This is a genomic window from Winogradskyella eckloniae, assembly GCF_013249045.1.
Classification (GTDB): domain Bacteria; phylum Bacteroidota; class Bacteroidia; order Flavobacteriales; family Flavobacteriaceae; genus Winogradskyella; species Winogradskyella eckloniae.
On the sequence record NZ_JABRWP010000008.1, the window covers coordinates 104,566 to 121,875 of the forward strand.

18 protein-coding genes are annotated in these 17,310 nt (G+C 32.0%); 7 read left to right on the plus strand and 11 right to left on the minus strand.

Annotation, left to right across the window (positions count from 1 at the left end; genetic code table 11):
- The first annotated feature begins 37 nt into the window (after positions 1 to 37).
- The 3 genes from eno (at position 38) to HNV08_RS13475 (ending at position 3,936) form a co-directional block, all read left to right on the plus strand.
- On the plus strand, positions 38 to 1,330 hold the full coding sequence (gene eno / locus HNV08_RS13465; protein WP_173281870.1) for a phosphopyruvate hydratase: 1,293 nt from the start codon (positions 38 to 40) through the stop codon (positions 1,328 to 1,330).
- Positions 1,331 to 1,674: 344 nt separating this feature from the next.
- Positions 1,675 to 2,961, plus strand: a complete 1,287-nt coding sequence (locus HNV08_RS13470) for a citrate synthase (RefSeq protein WP_173281871.1) — start codon at positions 1,675 to 1,677, stop codon at positions 2,959 to 2,961.
- 63 nt (positions 2,962 to 3,024) lie between these two features.
- Positions 3,025 to 3,936, plus strand: coding sequence for a dimethylarginine dimethylaminohydrolase family protein (locus tag HNV08_RS13475; protein WP_173281872.1), 912 nt, complete (start codon positions 3,025 to 3,027; stop codon positions 3,934 to 3,936).
- A 3-nt stretch (positions 3,937 to 3,939) separates the two neighbouring features.
- Here HNV08_RS13475 and HNV08_RS13480 read toward each other — a convergent pair whose 3' ends face one another.
- The 6 genes from HNV08_RS13480 to rsfS all read right to left on the minus strand — a co-directional run bounded on the left by HNV08_RS13480 (position 3,940) and on the right by rsfS (position 8,731).
- Complete coding sequence (locus tag HNV08_RS13480; protein ID WP_173281873.1) at positions 3,940 to 4,206, minus strand: acyl-CoA-binding protein; 267 nt, start codon at positions 4,204 to 4,206, stop codon at positions 3,940 to 3,942.
- Between the two features lie 12 nt (positions 4,207 to 4,218).
- Positions 4,219 to 4,872 (minus strand): phosphatidylserine decarboxylase family protein, encoded by a 654-nt coding sequence (locus tag HNV08_RS13485; protein ID WP_173281874.1) that lies wholly within the window; start codon positions 4,870 to 4,872, stop codon positions 4,219 to 4,221.
- Positions 4,862 to 5,683, minus strand: a complete 822-nt coding sequence (locus HNV08_RS13490) for a phosphatidate cytidylyltransferase (protein ID WP_173281875.1) — start codon at positions 5,681 to 5,683, stop codon at positions 4,862 to 4,864. Before HNV08_RS13490 ends, HNV08_RS13485 begins: the two co-directional genes overlap by 11 nt.
- Complete coding sequence (locus tag HNV08_RS13495) at positions 5,683 to 6,291, minus strand: LUD domain-containing protein (RefSeq protein ID WP_173281876.1); 609 nt, start codon at positions 6,289 to 6,291, stop codon at positions 5,683 to 5,685. The genes HNV08_RS13490 and HNV08_RS13495 overlap by 1 nt, the downstream gene beginning before the upstream one ends.
- Positions 6,292 to 6,398: 107 nt before the next feature.
- Positions 6,399 to 8,342, minus strand: a complete 1,944-nt coding sequence (gene ftsH, locus HNV08_RS13500; RefSeq protein ID WP_173281877.1) for an ATP-dependent zinc metalloprotease FtsH — start codon at positions 8,340 to 8,342, stop codon at positions 6,399 to 6,401.
- 17 nt (positions 8,343 to 8,359) lie between these two features.
- The gene (gene rsfS, locus HNV08_RS13505; RefSeq protein WP_173281878.1) at positions 8,360 to 8,731 is read right to left on the minus strand and encodes a ribosome silencing factor; all 372 of its coding nucleotides are present in this window, start codon (positions 8,729 to 8,731) and stop codon (positions 8,360 to 8,362) included.
- 93 nt (positions 8,732 to 8,824) lie between these two features.
- Between rsfS and HNV08_RS13510 the strand changes: the two genes are divergently transcribed.
- The gene (locus tag HNV08_RS13510) at positions 8,825 to 9,556 is read left to right on the plus strand and encodes a biotin--[acetyl-CoA-carboxylase] ligase (RefSeq protein ID WP_173281879.1); all 732 of its coding nucleotides are present in this window, start codon (positions 8,825 to 8,827) and stop codon (positions 9,554 to 9,556) included.
- Here the strand turns inward: HNV08_RS13510 and HNV08_RS13515 are convergent.
- Together HNV08_RS13515 and pyrE are read right to left on the minus strand one after the other, a co-directional pair.
- On the minus strand, positions 9,553 to 9,948 hold the full coding sequence (locus HNV08_RS13515; RefSeq protein ID WP_173281880.1) for an SRPBCC family protein: 396 nt from the start codon (positions 9,946 to 9,948) through the stop codon (positions 9,553 to 9,555). The genes HNV08_RS13510 and HNV08_RS13515 overlap by 4 nt on opposite strands.
- 85 nt (positions 9,949 to 10,033) lie before the next feature.
- The gene (gene pyrE, locus HNV08_RS13520) at positions 10,034 to 10,678 is read right to left on the minus strand and encodes an orotate phosphoribosyltransferase (protein ID WP_173281881.1); all 645 of its coding nucleotides are present in this window, start codon (positions 10,676 to 10,678) and stop codon (positions 10,034 to 10,036) included.
- 118 nt (positions 10,679 to 10,796) lie between these two features.
- Between pyrE and HNV08_RS13525 the strand changes: the two genes are divergently transcribed.
- Positions 10,797 to 11,378: an NUDIX hydrolase gene (locus tag HNV08_RS13525; RefSeq protein WP_173281882.1), complete on the plus strand. Its 582-nt coding sequence runs from the start codon at positions 10,797 to 10,799 to the stop codon at positions 11,376 to 11,378.
- A gap of 4 nt (positions 11,379 to 11,382) precedes the next feature.
- Here the strand turns inward: HNV08_RS13525 and HNV08_RS13530 are convergent, their stop codons facing one another.
- Together HNV08_RS13530 and HNV08_RS13535 are read right to left on the minus strand one after the other, a co-directional pair.
- Entirely contained in the window at positions 11,383 to 11,865 is a 483-nt protein-coding gene (locus HNV08_RS13530; protein WP_173281883.1) for a hypothetical protein, read from the minus strand.
- Positions 11,866 to 11,889: 24 nt separating this feature from the next.
- On the minus strand, positions 11,890 to 13,647 hold the full coding sequence (locus HNV08_RS13535) for a M14 family metallopeptidase (protein ID WP_173281884.1): 1,758 nt from the start codon (positions 13,645 to 13,647) through the stop codon (positions 11,890 to 11,892).
- Positions 13,648 to 13,687: 40 nt separating this feature from the next.
- Between HNV08_RS13535 and HNV08_RS13540 the strand changes: the two genes are divergently transcribed.
- Together HNV08_RS13540 and ctlX are read left to right on the plus strand one after the other, a co-directional pair.
- Positions 13,688 to 14,056, plus strand: coding sequence for a hypothetical protein (locus HNV08_RS13540; protein WP_173281885.1), 369 nt, complete (start codon positions 13,688 to 13,690; stop codon positions 14,054 to 14,056).
- A 60-nt stretch (positions 14,057 to 14,116) separates the two neighbouring features.
- Entirely contained in the window at positions 14,117 to 15,049 is a 933-nt protein-coding gene (ctlX, locus tag HNV08_RS13545; protein ID WP_173281886.1) for a citrulline utilization hydrolase CtlX, read from the plus strand.
- A 39-nt stretch (positions 15,050 to 15,088) separates the two neighbouring features.
- Here ctlX and HNV08_RS13550 read toward each other — a convergent pair whose 3' ends face one another.
- The gene (locus HNV08_RS13550; RefSeq protein WP_173281887.1) at positions 15,089 to 17,158 is read right to left on the minus strand and encodes a tetratricopeptide repeat-containing sensor histidine kinase; all 2,070 of its coding nucleotides are present in this window, start codon (positions 17,156 to 17,158) and stop codon (positions 15,089 to 15,091) included.
- Positions 17,159 to 17,310 lie beyond the last annotated feature (152 nt).

Sequence of the window (17,310 nt, forward strand, 5' to 3'; positions counted from 1 at the left end):
GTAAATTTGATATAAATCAACATAAAAAAAATAGAAAATGAGCATTATAATCAATGTACACGCAAGACAAATTTTAGATTCAAGAGGGAATCCAACAGTAGAGGTTGATGTGACAACAGAAAATGGTATTATGGGAAGAGCAGCAGTTCCTTCTGGTGCATCTACCGGAGAACATGAAGCTGTTGAGTTAAGAGATGGTGGTGATACTTATATGGGAAAAGGCGTATTAAAAGCTGTTGAAAATGTAAACGCTACAATTGCTCAAGAATTATTAGGCGTTTCTGTGTTTGAACAAAATGCAATTGATCAAATGATGATAGATTTAGATGGTACACCAAATAAATCGAAATTAGGAGCTAATGCAATCTTAGGTGTGTCTTTAGCAGTAGCTAAGGCTGCAGCTAATGAGTTAGGAATGCCATTATATAGATATGTAGGAGGTGTTTCTGCCAATACATTGCCATTACCAATGATGAATATTATCAATGGTGGTTCTCATAGTGATGCGCCAATTGCGTTTCAAGAATTTATGGTAATGCCAGTTAAAGCAAAAAACTTTACGCATGCTATGCAAATGGGAACTGAGATTTTTCATAATCTTAAGAAAGTATTACACGATAGAGATTTAAGTACAGCAGTAGGTGATGAAGGTGGTTTTGCGCCAAACTTACCAGGTGGTACAGAAGATGCCTTAGATACAATAAAAACAGCCGTTGAAAAAGCAGGTTACAAATTTGGAGACGATGTGATGATTGCCTTAGATTGTGCAGCCGCTGAATTTTATAAAGATGGTAAATACGATTACACACTTTTTGAAGGTGATAAAGGTGAGGTAAGAACGAGTAAAGAGCAAGCAAAATATTTAGCAGATTTAACGACAAAATATCCAATTATTTCAATTGAAGACGGTATGGATGAAAACGATTGGGACGGTTGGAAAGATCTTACAGAGCAAATTGGAGATAAAGTACAATTAGTAGGTGATGATTTATACGTGACAAATGTAGAACGATTATCTCGCGGAATTGATAATGGAATTGCCAATTCAATTTTAATTAAAGTTAACCAAATAGGAACTTTAACAGAAACTATAGCAGCAGTAAACATGGCACATAATGCAGGTTACACATCTGTAATGTCGCATAGATCTGGTGAAACAGAAGATAATACAATTGCAGATTTAGCTGTAGCATTAAATTGTGGACAAATTAAAACAGGTTCTGCATCTCGTAGTGATCGTATGGCAAAATACAATCAATTATTACGTATTGAAGAAGAATTAGGTGATGTTGCTTATTTTCCAGGAGTTAATGCATTTAAACTAAAATAACATAGCTCAACACATAGCTTATAGTAAAACCTACAAATTAATTTTTGTAGGTTTTTTGTATTTATTCATTCTGTTATTTCTTTTATTTTCGGATTTATAATTCATTTAGAAAGCTATAATTTAAATCTTTTAAGCATTGTGTGGCCACATAAGATTTATTAAAATTGAAGAATAACCATAGATAGTTGTAATAAATAAATAATTTAAGGTAATATTTTTAGACTTTTTTGTGGTTTATATAAAACTTTATTGAATCGTTAAAACGATTATAAATCTGCTTTCGAAATCGATTGAGATTTCGTAAATTTACGTCTCTAATAATATATAAAATCCGAAAAGAAAATATGTCAGATAAAGCTACATTAGAAATTAATGGTGAAAAATATGATTTCCCTATAATTGTTGGTACAGAAAAAGAAGTTGCAATAGATGTTAAAAGTTTAAGAGGCGCAACAGGTGGAGCAATTACTTTAGATCCAGGTTATAAAAATACTGGAAGCTGTGAAAGTGCCATTACATTTTTAGATGGGGAAAAAGGTATATTAAGGTATAGAGGTTATTCTATAGAAGAGTTAGCAGAAAAAGCTGATTTTTTAGAGGTAGTGTATTTGCTTATTTTCGGCGAGTTGCCAAATCAAGAAGAGTTAGATAAATTTCATTCTGATATAAAATCTCATTCCGTTGTAGATGATGATCTTAAAAAAATATTAGATGCGTTTCCAAAATCTGCACACCCAATGGGTGTATTATCATCATTAACAAGTGCACTTACTGCATTTTACCCAACTTCAGTGAATGTGGCTTCAGAAGAGGCAATGTATAATTCTATTGTAACTATTTTAGGTAAATTCCCTGTGATTGTAGCATGGACAATGCGTAAAAAGCAAGGTTTACCATTAGAGTATGGTGATGACAAGTTAGGGTATGTAGAGAATATTTTAAAGATGATGTTCAAAAGTCCAAATAGTGACTATGAGCAAAATCCTATATTAGTTAATGCTTTAGACAAACTATTAATATTACATGCAGATCATGAGCAAAATTGTTCTACATCTACAGTAAGAATAACAGGTTCTTCACATGCCGGACTTTTTGTTTCACTTGCCTCTGGTATTTCAGCACTTTGGGGACCTTTACATGGTGGTGCAAATCAAGCCGTATTAGAAATGCTCGAAGCTATTAAAGAAGATGGTGGAGATACTAAAAAATATATGGCTAAGGCTAAAGATAAGAACGACCCATTCCGTTTAATGGGATTTGGTCATAGAGTATATAAAAACTTTGATCCAAGAGCAAAGATAATTAAGGTAGCTGCCGATGAAGTATTGTCGGATTTAGGTGTAGAAGACCCAATTTTAGATATCGCTAAAGGATTAGAGAAAGAGGCTTTAGAAGATCCATATTTTGTGGACAGAAAATTATACCCTAACGTAGATTTCTATTCTGGTATTATATATAGAGCAATGGGAATACCTGTAGAAATGTTTACTGTAATGTTTGCATTAGGTCGTCTACCAGGTTGGATTGCACAATGGAAAGAAATGCGTACGCGTAAAGAACCTATTGGACGTCCAAGACAACTATATATTGGTGAAACATACAGACCATTTAAGACCATTGATAAAAGGTAATAAATAATTATATATTTTAAAAAGCTTCATATTTATTATGGAGCTTTTTTTATTTTTACATATATGAAATTAAACATAGAAAACGAAACGTCGCGCCTCAAAGCCGTTATTCTTGGTACAGCAGAAAGTGTAGGTCCAATTCCATCAATAGAGGACGCTTACGACCCTAAATCTATTCAGCATATAAAAGCAGGTACATATCCTATAGAAAGCGATATGATTAATGAGATGAAGGCTGTTGCTAATGTGTTTAAAAAATATGATGTTAAAGTCTATAGGCCAAAGGTTATTAAAGATTATAATCAAATATTTTCTAGAGATATTGCTTTTGTCATAGAAGATAAATTGATAAAAGCCAATATTTTGCCTGATCGCGAAAGAGAATACGAAGCGATACAGCCTATTTTAGATGACATAGGAGAGGACAACATTATAATATTACCAGAAGAATGCCATGTAGAAGGAGGTGATGTGATGCCATGGAATGATTACATATTTATAGGTACCTATTCTGGTGAAGATTATGCAGACTATATCACAGCAAGGACAAATATGGATGCCGTAATTGCAATTCAAGAGTTGTTTCCTCATAAAACAGTGAAGTCTTTTGAATTAAGAAAGTCTAATACCAATCCTAAAGAAAATGCCTTGCATTTAGACTGTTGCTTTCAACCTATTGGAAAGGACAAAGCTATAATTCATAAAAATGGATTTTTAATAGAAAAGGAGTATCAATGGTTAGTTGATTTCTTTGGTGAGGAAAATATTTTTGAAATCACAAAAGAAGAGATGTACAATATGAATAGTAATATCTTTTCCATTTCTGAAGATGTTATTATATCTGAAACAAATTTTACAAGGCTAAATAGTTGGTTAAGGGAAAACGGTTTTACTGTAGAAGAAGTTCCATATGCCGAAATTGCCAAACAAGAAGGGTTATTGCGCTGTTCTACAATGCCATTGATAAGGGAATAATCCTTATTTTCTATACAAAAAATAATTATTTACAAGATTTATATATTCTTGTTTAGCCTCATCTTCTGTAATATCCTTTACTTGGAATAAAGCATTGGTCTTAAATGCATTTATAATAGGTTTACGACTACTAGGACGTGTATAATTATTGGTCGCTTTTTTGTAATAAGCATAAAGACGTAATAAGAAATCTGCAGGAAACGGTTCTGTGTGATCGTTAACACGATCTACGGCTGTATTAAATTCTATGTCTAATTCTTTAGAAACCATTTTCTTTAGAAATTATTTCATTTCTGCAATCACACTTTCTCCACCTCTCACTTTTTGATTAAGCGCTACTTTGATATCTGCATCTAAAGGTAAGAATAAATCTACGCGAGAGCCAAACTTAATAAAACCAGAGTCTGCTCCTTGTTCTACCTTAGTATTTACTTTAGCGTAGTTTACAATACGTTTTGCTAAAGCACCAGCGATTTGTCTGTGTAATACTTTACCAAAACTTTCATTTTCTACAACGACTGTTGTACGCTCATTTTCTTCACTTGCCTTTGGGTGCCAAGCCACTAAAAATTTACCAGGATGATATTTACTGAAAGTAACTTTACCTGCAATAGGATAGCGGGTAACATGCACATTTATTGGCGACATAAACACAGATACCTGAATGCGTTTGTCTTTAAAAACTTCATTTTCTTCTACTTCTTCAATAACAACAACTTTACCATCAACTGGAGATAAAGCTTGTTTGTCATTAATATGCGTATTTCGTTTAGGGTTTCTAAAAAATTGTAGTATCAGTATAAAAAACACCAATACTGCTAGCATGAGTCCTTTTCTTAACCATTCATTGGTAATAAATCCATCAATTAAAAAAAATGAACCTACAACAATGACGAGTGTAATGAAAATAATTTTATGACCTTCTTTATGAAACATGACTTGAAATTCTTAAAAATAAATAAATAAATGGTGCTGCAAATATAATACTATCTAATCGATCTAATAGTCCGCCGTGACCAGGCATTATAACACCACTATCTTTTACATCGGCCTGACGTTTAAATTTTGATTCTATTAAATCTCCAATCGTACCTAATACACTCACTATAATAGCTAAAATCAGCCAGGAATTAAAATTAAGAGTATCTGTATAATTAGCGATAAAATAACTAGAAATACAAGCAAAAAATAAACCACCCAAAAAGCCTTCTACGGTTTTTTTAGGTGATATGCTCGGGAACAATTTTTGTCTACCAAAATTTTTACCAACGATATAAGCTGCACTGTCATTAATCCAAACCAAAATAAATGACCCAAGGAGTAACAATGGCGTAAATTGACTATTGAAATTTGAAATAAGTAGCATAAATAAAAATCCACTTGTTAAATAAAAAGTCGTGACGATATACCGCTTAGATTCAAATAAAGGAATTTTCTTTGCTGTAAATAAATCTTTAATTAAAATAAGATTTACAAAAATTGTGACCACTAATAATATTTGAATGACTTCTCCACTTCCTGTTGATGTAGAATTGTGAATGCAGAAATACCAATAGCCTGTAAACAGTATAACATAAATGAAATATGGAATAACTGACTTCAATTTTATGAGCTTACTGAATTCTGCCAAACTGATACATCCAAAAATTCCTATTAAAATTATTGATGTTTCTTGTGCAAATAGAGATCCTATAAGTAGTAAAACATAAACTGCACCAGATAGTGCACGTATAATTAACTCCTTCATTATAAGTCTTCTAATAGAAGTAGGTATAGGTTTTTAGAACTACTTCCGTAAGTTAAAAAATCTTTATCGTCGGCAGTTTTAAAATGTTTTATGGTTGTAATATTTGTTGGGATTGTAGCTTTGCTTTTGGCTTTAATACCTTTTAAACCTTCACCTATTGTTTCTACAAACTGACTTGTAGTGGCATAGATTATAAAGTGATCTGGTAATTCAATTAGTTTTTTCTCAGCAATTTGATTTGAAGAAATTAATAGCGATCCATCATCTGAGATTAAATATTCGCAGGTCGATAGAAAGTAAGAGCTTTCCGATAATTTTTTAGTACTATTTAAATTAAAATCTTTAAATAATTCTGTTAATCGCTGATCAATTAAAAAGACTTTGTCGTTGTGCCAATTGTTTTCGTCTAATATAGAATTGAAACAATCTTTTACTTCTTCTAAGTTTTCACAATACAGAAATTTGCCACCATTAGCTTTGAAGTTTATTGTAAAACGTTCATCTACAGGTAGCTTTACTTCAGGCATATATTTGCCACGCTCTTGATTTGGTATGTCTACTTCAGTCTGTTCAGACTTTTTTCCGAAGAGTTTACGAAATAAGCTCATTCAACAGTTGCAATTATTACTAGTATTTGTGTTAATTTCAAATATAAAAAAACTTAAATTAACAATGGGTTAATTTAAGTTTTTTATATGACTGTGTTAAAAGTGTATTATTCTTCCTCTTCCGTTTTTGAGATAACGGTGTTTTCAAATGCACGTTTACCAAATATTTTCTCTAGATTGTCTTTAAAAATCACTTCTTTATCTAGAAGAACTTCTGCTAGTTCTGTTAATTTATCTTTATTGTTTTCTAATAAATTAATAGCACGTTGATATTGCTCTTCAATGATATCTGAAATTTCCTTATCAATAAGCTCTGCTGTTTTCTCACTGTATGGTTTAGTAAAACCGTATTCAGACTGTCCAGAAGAGTCGTAATAAGTTAGGTTACCTACTTTGTCACTTAGTCCATAAACCGTAACCATAGCTCTTGCTTGCTTAGTTACTTTTTCTAAATCACTTAAGGCTCCTGTAGATATTTTATCAAAAATTACTTTCTCAGCTGCTCGTCCACCAAGTGCTGCACACATTTCGTCTAACATTTGCTCTGGTCGCACAATTAAACGTTCTTCTGGTAAATACCAAGCAGCTCCTAAAGATCGTCCTCTAGGCACTATAGTAACTTTAACCAATGGTGCTGCATGTTCTAGCATCCAGCTTACAGTGGCATGACCAGCTTCATGGAATGCAACAGCTCTTTTTTCTGAAGGTGTTATAATTTTATTTTTCTTTTCTAATCCACCAATAATTCTATCAACAGCGTCTAAGAAGTCTTGTTTGTTAACTGCTTTTTTGCCTTTTCTTGCTGCAATTAATGCTGCTTCGTTACACACATTGGCGATATCTGCACCAGAAAATCCTGGTGTTTGTTTTGATAAGAAATCTATATCTAATGTCTCTTCCTTTTTTAATGGACGTAAATGCACTTCAAAAATTTCTTTACGCTCTCTTACATCTGGAAGGTCTACATAAATCTGTCTATCAAAACGTCCTGCTCTCATCAAGGCACTATCTAAAACGTCTGCTCTGTTTGTGGCAGCTAATACAATAACGTTTGTATTGGTACCAAAACCATCCATTTCTGTTAGTAATTGATTAAGTGTGTTTTCTCGTTCATCATTAGAGCCAGACATATTATTTTTGCCTCTTGCTCTACCAATAGCATCAATTTCATCAATAAATATTATCGATGGTGATTTTTCTTTGGCTTGTTTAAATAAATCTCTTACTCTAGAGGCTCCAACACCAACAAACATTTCTACAAAATCCGAACCAGATAGTGAAAAGAATGGCACTTTTGCCTCACCTGCCACTGCTTTTGCTAATAACGTTTTACCTGTACCAGGAGGTCCTACAAGTAAAGCTCCTTTAGGTATTTTACCACCTAATGCTGTATATTTTTCTGGAAATTTTAAGAAATCTACAATCTCTTGAACTTCCTCTTTTGCACCTTCTAAACCTGCAACGTCTTTAAACGTAGTTTTGGTGTCTGATTTTTCATCAAAAAGTTTAGCTTTAGATTTACCAATATTAAAAATCTGGCCACCAGCACCACCTCCTCCTCCAGAGGACATGCGTCGCATAATAAAGATCCATACACCAATAATAAGAACAAACGGAAGGAGTGAGATTAAAATGTCTCCCCAAGCATTATTTTCTATATCAGCATCTCTAGTAGTTGATAGTCCTTTTTCTGCAATGATGGTATCAATTCTATTCTCAAAGTTCTGAAGATCACCAAATTTTAAGGTGTAATTTGCTTCATTTCCTGTAGGAAGGAAACTTTTAGACTTAGAATTTTTATGCACTTCTTTTTCTAATGCAGCCTTAGTAAGATAAACTTTTGCTGTTTTAGTGTTACTAATTACAATCACTTCTTTTACATCACCATCTTCTAAATAGCTTATAAAATCTGAAGTTTTAATTTCCTTAGTATTTTGAAAAGCGTTCCCTCCAAAAAATTGTATGCCTAAAAATATGGCGATTACTATTCCATAAATCCAATACGGACTTAGTTTTGGTTTCTTGCTTGTGTTTTTATTGTCTTTTGCCATTAGTAGCTTGTATCGTTTTAGTAACTTGTTTCTATTTGCGTAGTTTTAGCGTCTCCCCAAAGACTTTCAATGTCGTAGTATTCTCTAATCTGTTTTTGAAATACGTGTACGACCACATTGACATAATCCATTAAAATCCATTCAGAGTTTTCAGTCCCTTCAATGTGCCAAGGTTTATCTTTTAGTGTTTTGCTAACTTGTTTTTGTATGGAATTAACGATTGCATTTACTTGTGTATTTGAAGTACCTTCGCAGATTATAAAGTAATCACAAACCGTATTTTCAATTTCTCTTAAATCTAATAAAGTAATCTCTTTTCCTTTAACCTCTTCTATACCACCAATAATCGTTGTGATGAGTTGATCTGTAGGGATTTTATCTTTCGTCATTAAATTGTGTTAATTTTGTGCAAAGTTATTATTTTTTTAGTTCTTGTGAGTGCTATTTCTCATAAGAAAACCATAAAATAAATTGCATTTTTAATGTATATAATCAAACTTAATGCCATTGACTCTACAAATTCCTATTTAAAAGGGTTGGTATCTGTTGCTATACCTAAAGATTTCACGGTTGTGGTAACAGAATCACAAACTGATGGCAGAGGGCAAAGAGGTGCAAAATGGCACGCGCAATCGGGTAAGAATCTAACTGCTAGCGTGTTTAAGCGCTTATCACTGTATCCTGTTAGCGATCAATTTTATATAAGTATGGTTGTTTCATTGTCAATTTACAAGGCCTTAAGTGGTTTTAATATTCCGAAATTAAGTATTAAATGGCCTAACGACATTTTGTCAGCAGACACCAAAATTTGTGGTGTATTAATAGAAAATGTCATAAAAAAAAATAATATACAAGGTTCTATTATAGGTTTTGGGCTTAATGTTAACCAAAAAGAATTTTATAACCTACCTAAGGCATCGTCTATGAGTTTAATTACAGGGCATGTTTATAATAAGGATGAAATTTTGTCGGAAGTACTAAAACAACTTCAAATTTATTTTAAACTTTTAGCGTCTAAGAATTTTGCTGAAATTAAAACAGAATATGAAGACCTTTTGTTCAGAAAAAATAAACCTTCAACGTTTCAAACTAATGAATGTACTCAATTTTCAGGTATCATTCAGGGTGTTACAGAAAGTGGTCAGTTATGTGTTTGGACAGAAGATGATATTATTAAAACTTTTGATCTAAAAGAAGTAAAACTGCTATATTAAATAGCAGTTTTCATATTTGTCACTAAGGTTTCAATAAATTTATTAATAGGCCCTTTTATCATCATAGCCATCATAGCATTAAATTCGCCTTCAAAATTTAGTTTTACATCGGTTTTGCCTTCTCCAGTTTCTGTAATGTCTGCAATTAAAGCAAAATCTAATTTTCCGCCTGCAGCACCTAATACGATTTTATTATGTGGTATTGCTTCCTTTTTTTTCAGTACAATTTCTGGCATTCCTTTTAATGCAAAAAGAAATTTGTCATCTTCTAATACTTCAAATTTACTTATGTTTTCTGGCATTAAACTTTCAAAATTTTTAACATCAGATAGAAAGTTAAACGTGTCTTCTGTAGATTTATTTAAGGTAACTTTTGGTGATTCTAATTTCATTGTAATACTGTTTTTTTAATTTAAAGTGTTTGGTTTTATTAGTATTGTAATAAAATACACTTGTAAACGGTTTAACTTTAGAGTATCAAATAGCGTTCCAATGACTCGGATCAGCGTTCCATTGGGCTAAAATGTCTTGCTGTTCTTTAGTGATGTAAAACGTGTCTAAAGCTTGTTCTAATAGATTTTCATAGTTACCTAGTGTGTGTAATTCTACATTTGCACCTTTAAAATTTTCTGTAGCAATATCAAACCCATAAGAAAATATAGCAACCATGCCCTTTACGTTGACTTCGGCTTCATGCAAAGCTTTTACAGCATTGAGGCTACTCATTCCTGTACTGATTAAATCTTCTACAACAACAACGGTTTGTCCTTTTTGTATAAAGCCTTCAATTTGGTTTTGACGGCCATGTTTTTTAGCCTCTGGTCTTACATAAACAAAAGGTAGATTTAAATATTCTGCCACTAAAGCACCAATACCAATAGCACCTGTTGCTACACCAGCGATAACATCTGGTTTTCCGTAGAGTTCTTCAATGTTTTTGGCAATTGATTCTCTAATGTAATTTCTTATTTGAGGAAATGATAATACAATTCTATTGTCGCAATAGATTGGTGATTTCCAGCCAGAAGCCCAAGTAAATGGATCATTGGGTTGTAGTTTTATAGCATTAATTTGTAATAAAACTTCTGCTGTTTTTTTTGCTGTTTCTTTGTTAAAAATCATGTTACAAAAATAATGAAATATAAAGGTTATAAAATTTTAATCGAAAATAAATTTCATTTCAAATAGTTTGTCATAAAAAATAATAAATTTACAATATCATAGTAAAACGAAGCTAAGCATGCACACTATTTATGTAGGTGATAAACCTATTATTTTAACTTCTGAGATACAGCAAGAGACGGATTTTAAGTCATTTCTTTTAAAATCTTTTAACATTGGTAAGGTGATTAAGACTATGAATAAAACAGATTTACAAGCCGTACATTTAATTCATAAAAATCCGGATAAGCTTTTAAAGAAATTTTTAAAACTTTTGCCAAATGTTGTTGCTGGTGGTGGAAAGGTGTATAATGCTAAAAATGAAATTCTTTTTATTTATAGGAATGATAAATGGGATTTACCAAAAGGAAAAGCAGAACGAAAAGAAACCATAGAACAAACTGCAATGAGAGAGGTAGAAGAGGAGACAGGTATAGAGGGCTTATCTATTACTAAACCATTACCAACGACATACCATATTTTTAAACGTAATGGGAAACATAAAATTAAAGTAACTTACTGGTTTGAAATGAAAACAGAATTTGAAGGAAAACTTTACCCTCAAATTAAAGAAGGCATTACTAAAGTAGAATGGTTAGATGAACAGGCATCTATAAAAGCCTTAGAAAATAGCTATGCTAATATTAAGGTTTTGGTTTAATTGATTATTGCGACCTTATGACTGAATTGATTGATAAATTGTAGGTTTTGAGAATTGAAGCCAATTTATGTTTTTCAATTTCTAAACGTTTTTTTGTTTTTCTAAATACAATTAACTTGTAGCAAGCTAAGGACATGCTCGTGGTTCCTAAAAAGTAAAAGGTATAATAGATATTAAAGTGTTTGTAACCAATATAGCTAAAATCTAATTTTAACGTATTCTTTAACTCATAGTAAGCAATTATTAAAATGAGTAAACCAAGGGCATTTAATAGCACAAAGTTGAAATAGATATATGATTTAGTTTTATTTAATTTTTCTATCTCATGACACACGTTAGTGACTTGTTCTGTCATGATGCTACTAAATTGAAGATCGGGACATCGTGATTTAAATTTTGGCTTTTTGTGCGTTAAACCACAGGTAAGACCAACCTTAAGATCCATTTCTGGGAATTTACATAAATTACAATGTTGAGCTTGAATCATAGTGAGCTTAAAAATAAATGCATATCAATTTACACGATAAATAGGATATTGCATATGTGCCTTTTCATAATGCTTACTTTGTTTATGTAACCAATCTAGTTGAGCATACCAGTTATTTGCAAAATCTTCATCATAACTAATCTTTATATTAAATTCTATTTGAAGTTTAGGATTTTCGTTTAAAAGTTGTGTGGCTTTATCTTCCCAAACATAAGGTGAAAATCCTTCCTTTTGTTGTAAGATGGTATCAAAAAAATTCCAGTTAAAAAAGGAGTCTGGTGCTGTTGGTTCTAAGGTTTCTAATAGATAACGCACAGCATTTTGATTTGTAAACACCATATAATCTCCTTTTTTAAATTGTATGTTTTTTGAGGTCGAATTTACGGTTGTATTAAAGTGTGCGTAATGACCTTCATATGGCGATTTTTTAGTTTCAAAAGCACCAATTTTGTACGCTTCTACATTAATTATAGTGTCTTTTTCTAAGGTTGAAAATTTAACCTTATTAATGGTTAATGCATCCATAATATTATGCCAACCTTGAGGTATTATATACGCTTTTGGTACTGTAATGGTCGCGCTAGGTTGGTAATAATTTTTATAATTTACTTTTTTAGTGAAGGGCTTTTGTCTATTATATTTTAGGCGATTAGCACCTGTTAAGTCACTTTTAACCATTTCACCTTCGTAACCTTTAAAGTTAAGAGTAGATGATTTTGTGGTATCAATTTCCCACGAAATAGGATATACTTTTCCTGCGGACCATAATTTACGTTGTTCTGCTCTAAGCTGTGTAATTTTTTTGCCATCTTCTTCCGTGATTTCAATCATGCTTTTCATGATTTCGTAGGTGCCTTCGACGCGTTGTTTGTATGGTTTTAGCATGTGTGTTTCAACCATCATACCTAAGGTGTTAAACAAGCTGGTATAACCAGTAGAATATCTAGGCGAATCTAAAAATTGCTTAAATCCATCATCTGGTGTTTTATTAAAAACATTCACATAAGGCGTTATGTCCCAAGATTTAGTTTTGAGTTTTTGCTCTAGTTTTGGCATCATTTGGTCATTTAAAAACGCACCAAGCTGACCACCTAATTTGTTATGTTGCGTAAACAAATGCGTTAGAGTATACTGGTAATCTGCACCATTACTAACATGATTGTCAATGAAGACATCGGGTTGTAAAAGGTGGAAAATTTCGGCAAAGGCTTTTGCATTTTTAGTGTCTGCTTTAATAAAATCTCTATTGAGATCATAATTCCTTGCATTGCCTCTAAAACCATATGCTTTTGGTCCGTTTTGGTTCGTTCTTGTTGTGGAGTTTCTGTTTAAACTGCCACCAATATTATAAATAGGAATAGTTGCTATAACGGTGTGTTTTGGTGCCTTGATTTTTCCTTGTACAAAATCTCTAAAAAGCATCATTGTAGCATCAATACCGTCTGATTCTCCTGGATGAATGCCATTGTTTATTAATAAGATCCTGTTATTTTTTCGTAAACTTTGATAATCATGGTCGGTAGTATTAAAATTTAAAGTAACTAGGTGCAGCGGTTTTCCGGAATCTGTTTCACCCATGGTTTGTATTGAAATTTCTGGATACTGATTCGCTAGATCGTTATAGAATTTTATGGTTTCTTCGTAGGTAGCGGTTTCTAATCCCTTACTTTTTTCAAAAACAGTCGTGAAATTAATGCTCGTATTTAGTGGTGTCTCATCTTTATTTTCTGAAGTGTTACCGCATGTATAAAGGATTAGAAATAGGCAATAGATTTTTTTCATGATGTTTTGATTTGCTATAAAATTAATTATATTTATCCACATGAAAACTCATTATTTAAGCTTCGGTGAAATTATTGTACTTGAGCCTAATATCGCCGAGGTTATTATATACCAAGGTGTATTAATGGATTTACAAATGGTGGAAGAATATCATGCAACCTTATTGGAGCATTTAGAAGCCCCTTTTTTCCTTCTTATTAATAAAAAATTTGCCTACACCTACACATTTGAAGCCCAAAATGAAATAGCTAATTTAAGAGAAATAAAAGGAATGGCTGTTGTTGTAGAAGGGTATGTTGGTAAAAAATCTACGGAGTTTTTAATTGCAATAAATGAGAGTAAATCTTGGAATATTCAAACTTTTAGTAATAAAACAGAGGCCTTAAATTGGATAAAAATTCATAATTAGTTTTTAGTTTATATCGTATTAAAAAACAATAACTTTGCAACTTACATTATCTCGTTATAAATGCTACAAACTACAAATACAATTTTGATGATTCGTCCTGTTAATTTTAGGATGAATGAGCAAACTGCAATCAATAACTATTTTCAAGAAAATATAGATTTAAAGCAAACAGAAATCAATCTAAAAGCGCAAAACGAATTTGATGCTTTTGTAGAGAAATTACGTGCTGTAGGCATCCATGTTATTGTGGAGAATGATGATGCGTTATTGGATACGCCAGATTCTATTTTTCCTAATAACTGGGTAAGTTTTCATAGTAATGGTGATGTTGCTAAATATCCAATGTTTGCAGAGAATAGACGTAAAGAACGACGAGATGAAGTCTTTGTGAGATTAGAAGAAGAAGGGTTTAAAATAGAACATATAGTAGACTATACTTCAGCAGAACTCGAAGGTGTTTTCTTAGAAGGAACGGGCAGTATGGCCTTAGATCGTGTAAATAGAAAGGCCTATTGTGCGTTATCACCAAGAGCAGATGAAGCGTTGTTTATTGAGTTTTGTGAAGATTTTGAGTTTTCTCCAGTGATTTTTACGGCAAATCAGACTGTAAATGACCAGCGATTAGCAATTTATCACACTAACGTAATGATGTGTTTAGCAGAGAACTTTGCAGTAATATGTTTAGATACTATTGATGATAAAAAAGAGCGTAAAAATGTTGTAAAACATTTAAAGCAAGATGGAAAGGAAATTGTATCAATTACCGAAGCACAAATGCACCAATTTGCTGGTAATATGCTGCAGTTACGAGGACAAAATAATCAGCTTTATTTAGTAATGAGTGCAGCAGCTCATAAGAGTTTAACGCCTCATCAAATTAAAATTATAGAAAAATATTGTCCTATTCTATCGAGCTCATTAGATACTATAGAAACCTGTGGTGGTGGAAGTGCTCGCTGTATGATGGCTGAGGTTTTTCTTCCTAAGGCTTAATTATTATTTGCAAACCAATATCGTTTTTTGCTTAACGGCTTAAGATTTTGTGTCTGTACTTGGTAGCTCAATAAAGAATTTACTACCTACGTTTTGTGTACTTTCTACCCAGATTTTTCCGTTGTTAAGTTCTACTAAATCTTTTGCAATAGTTAGACCTAAACCAGTTCCTTTTTCGTTTTTTGTACCTGTCGTGGTAAAGTTCTTATGCGATGCAAACAGCTTACTTATATTTTCTTTAGCAATACCAACACCAGTGTCTTCAACACAGATTATTGCTTTGCCATTTAGGACTTGGTTAGATATGGTAATAACATCACCAATTCGGCTAAATTTAACAGCGTTGGTAATTAAATTTTGCACTACAATTTCTACCATGCTACGATCTGCATAAACTAATCCATTTTGCGATTCGTCAATAAGTACAATATTTTTATCTTCCACTTTTTGTTCTACCAATGCAATTTTGGTATGAAAAACATCTTGGATATTAAACAGTTCTGGTTTTGGTTCTAAATTTTGCAGTTGAGATTTAGACCAATTTAATAGATTATATAAAAGTGCATTTGCGTTATCAGCATTCTCACTTAATTCTGGTATTAATTCATAAAACTCATCTTTAGAAATGCTATCTTCCTTTAATAAGTCTAAAAACGCCTTTATAGAAGAGATCGAATCTTTTAAATCATGTGATACAATAGAAAAAAGTTTGTCTTTAACTTGGTTAACTTCTTCTAAATGATGTGTTTGTTCTAAAATAGCTTCGGTTCTAATCTGTTCTTGATCTAATTTGTCTTTTTGCTTTTCTAATTCGTCTTTATGCGATTTTGTTTTTAATAAACTATATACAAGAAGCGCGGATACAAGGGCTAGTAAAGCAATTAAAACATAAAAAAGAGTTGCGTTATGATTCCAAGCATGTGTTTCACTTGGTTCTTGTTCTTTTAAAGTTGTTTTAGTTGGCTCAATTGCCGTGTTGCTTGTGTTTTCAGTAGGCGTTAAATCTAAAGGATCTACTTTTGTTGGGAAAACAGGTTGGTCTATTTTAGAAAGCGAATCTTTTAGTTTATAGAATTTATTTTGCCAAAAAAAGGCGTTTTGAAACTGTCCTTGAGTAGAATCTAAGGCCATATGAAGTTTGTAATTCTCTAATAATTCTTTTTTATTATTTGTTTTTTGAGCAATAGCATAAGCTTCATTTAATTGTTTCTCAGCTAATTTTACTTTTTTATTCTGAAGGTTTAAGTTGCCAATTGCATTTAGTGCGCGTAACAGACCTTCTTTATTATCTTGTTTTCTGTTGTATTTTAATCCTTCAACTAAATATTCAGAAGCTTTATCATATTCCTTAAAGCGTAAATATTCGCTACCAAGTTTAGGAAGAATTTCGCCTCGTAATTCATGGTCGGTTTTAGGGTTTAATATATCTAATGCTTTTTCGTAATATTCAATAGCTTTTCTATGTTCTTTAAGTAAAGAGTAAAGCTCAGCTATATTTTTTGTGGAGTTTTTAATTCCGTCCTTATCCTTAATTAGTTTTCTTACTTCTAAAGCTTTGTAATTAAATTCAATGGCTTTATCAATTTGGTTTGTGTTGTAGTAAGCTTCTGCTAAATTATTATACGCTGCGCTTAATTCGTTATTAAGATTTTGTTTTTCAAAAATGGAAATGGCAGACAAAGAATTTTGTAAACCAACAGCATAATTGCCACGTTTTATTTCAATAAGTCCTATACTATTACTAACCTTAGCAATACCAAGAGTATCTTTTATTTTTAGGTATAAGTCTCTCGATGTATTGTAGTTGTCTATGGCATTAAAATAGTCATTGCGTTCTGTATAGATTAAGGCTCTAAAATACGTGTTCTCGGCAATGCCTTTTATATAATTTAATTCCTCAGCAAGTTTTGATGTTTGGTTAACAAAAAGTAAAGCCTTGTCAAACTCCTTTAACTTATAAAGTTCATTTATAAGCACAAGCGACTTGTCTACTTTTGTAGAGTCTGCGTTCATATACGCTAATTGTACTGTTAGTTCATCTATTTTTTCATTTTGAGAAAAAAGAGCAAACGACATGAGACAAACAGCTATTGTAATAAACTGTTTCATCTTAAAATAGCGTTAAAACGAATTGCGCTGTTTTGGTGAGAAAAACTTTTATAGAGGGATAGAAAAAGTAAGTTAACACTAAACAATAACAACTTGGTTAAAGTTTCATTATTAAGCTTCATTAATGTTTGGGACATTAGATTAATAGCGTC

What these genes read in the sequence shown, in the direction of transcription:
- eno (WP_173281870.1), top strand. Translation starts at nt 38, where the DNA reads ATGAGCATTATAATCAATGTACACGCAAGACAAATTTTAGATTCAAGA.
- HNV08_RS13470 (WP_173281871.1), top strand. Translation starts at nt 1,675, where the DNA reads ATGTCAGATAAAGCTACATTAGAAATTAATGGTGAAAAATATGATTTC.
- HNV08_RS13475 (WP_173281872.1), top strand. Translation starts at nt 3,025, where the DNA reads ATGAAATTAAACATAGAAAACGAAACGTCGCGCCTCAAAGCCGTTATT.
- HNV08_RS13480 (WP_173281873.1), bottom strand. Translation starts at nt 4,206, where the DNA reads ATGGTTTCTAAAGAATTAGACATAGAATTTAATACAGCCGTAGATCGT.
- HNV08_RS13485 (WP_173281874.1), bottom strand. Translation starts at nt 4,872, where the DNA reads ATGTTTCATAAAGAAGGTCATAAAATTATTTTCATTACACTCGTCATT.
- HNV08_RS13490 (WP_173281875.1), bottom strand. Translation starts at nt 5,683, where the DNA reads ATGAAGGAGTTAATTATACGTGCACTATCTGGTGCAGTTTATGTTTTA.
- HNV08_RS13495 (WP_173281876.1), bottom strand. Translation starts at nt 6,291, where the DNA reads ATGAGCTTATTTCGTAAACTCTTCGGAAAAAAGTCTGAACAGACTGAA.
- ftsH (WP_173281877.1), bottom strand. Translation starts at nt 8,342, where the DNA reads ATGGCAAAAGACAATAAAAACACAAGCAAGAAACCAAAACTAAGTCCG.
- rsfS (WP_173281878.1), bottom strand. Translation starts at nt 8,731, where the DNA reads ATGACGAAAGATAAAATCCCTACAGATCAACTCATCACAACGATTATT.
- HNV08_RS13510 (WP_173281879.1), top strand. Translation starts at nt 8,825, where the DNA reads ATGTATATAATCAAACTTAATGCCATTGACTCTACAAATTCCTATTTA.
- HNV08_RS13515 (WP_173281880.1), bottom strand. Translation starts at nt 9,948, where the DNA reads ATGAAATTAGAATCACCAAAAGTTACCTTAAATAAATCTACAGAAGAC.
- pyrE (WP_173281881.1), bottom strand. Translation starts at nt 10,678, where the DNA reads ATGATTTTTAACAAAGAAACAGCAAAAAAAACAGCAGAAGTTTTATTA.
- HNV08_RS13525 (WP_173281882.1), top strand. Translation starts at nt 10,797, where the DNA reads ATGCACACTATTTATGTAGGTGATAAACCTATTATTTTAACTTCTGAG.
- HNV08_RS13530 (WP_173281883.1), bottom strand. Translation starts at nt 11,865, where the DNA reads ATGATTCAAGCTCAACATTGTAATTTATGTAAATTCCCAGAAATGGAT.
- HNV08_RS13535 (WP_173281884.1), bottom strand. Translation starts at nt 13,647, where the DNA reads ATGAAAAAAATCTATTGCCTATTTCTAATCCTTTATACATGCGGTAAC.
- HNV08_RS13540 (WP_173281885.1), top strand. Translation starts at nt 13,688, where the DNA reads ATGAAAACTCATTATTTAAGCTTCGGTGAAATTATTGTACTTGAGCCT.
- ctlX (WP_173281886.1), top strand. Translation starts at nt 14,117, where the DNA reads ATGCTACAAACTACAAATACAATTTTGATGATTCGTCCTGTTAATTTT.
- HNV08_RS13550 (WP_173281887.1), bottom strand. Translation starts at nt 17,158, where the DNA reads ATGAAACAGTTTATTACAATAGCTGTTTGTCTCATGTCGTTTGCTCTT.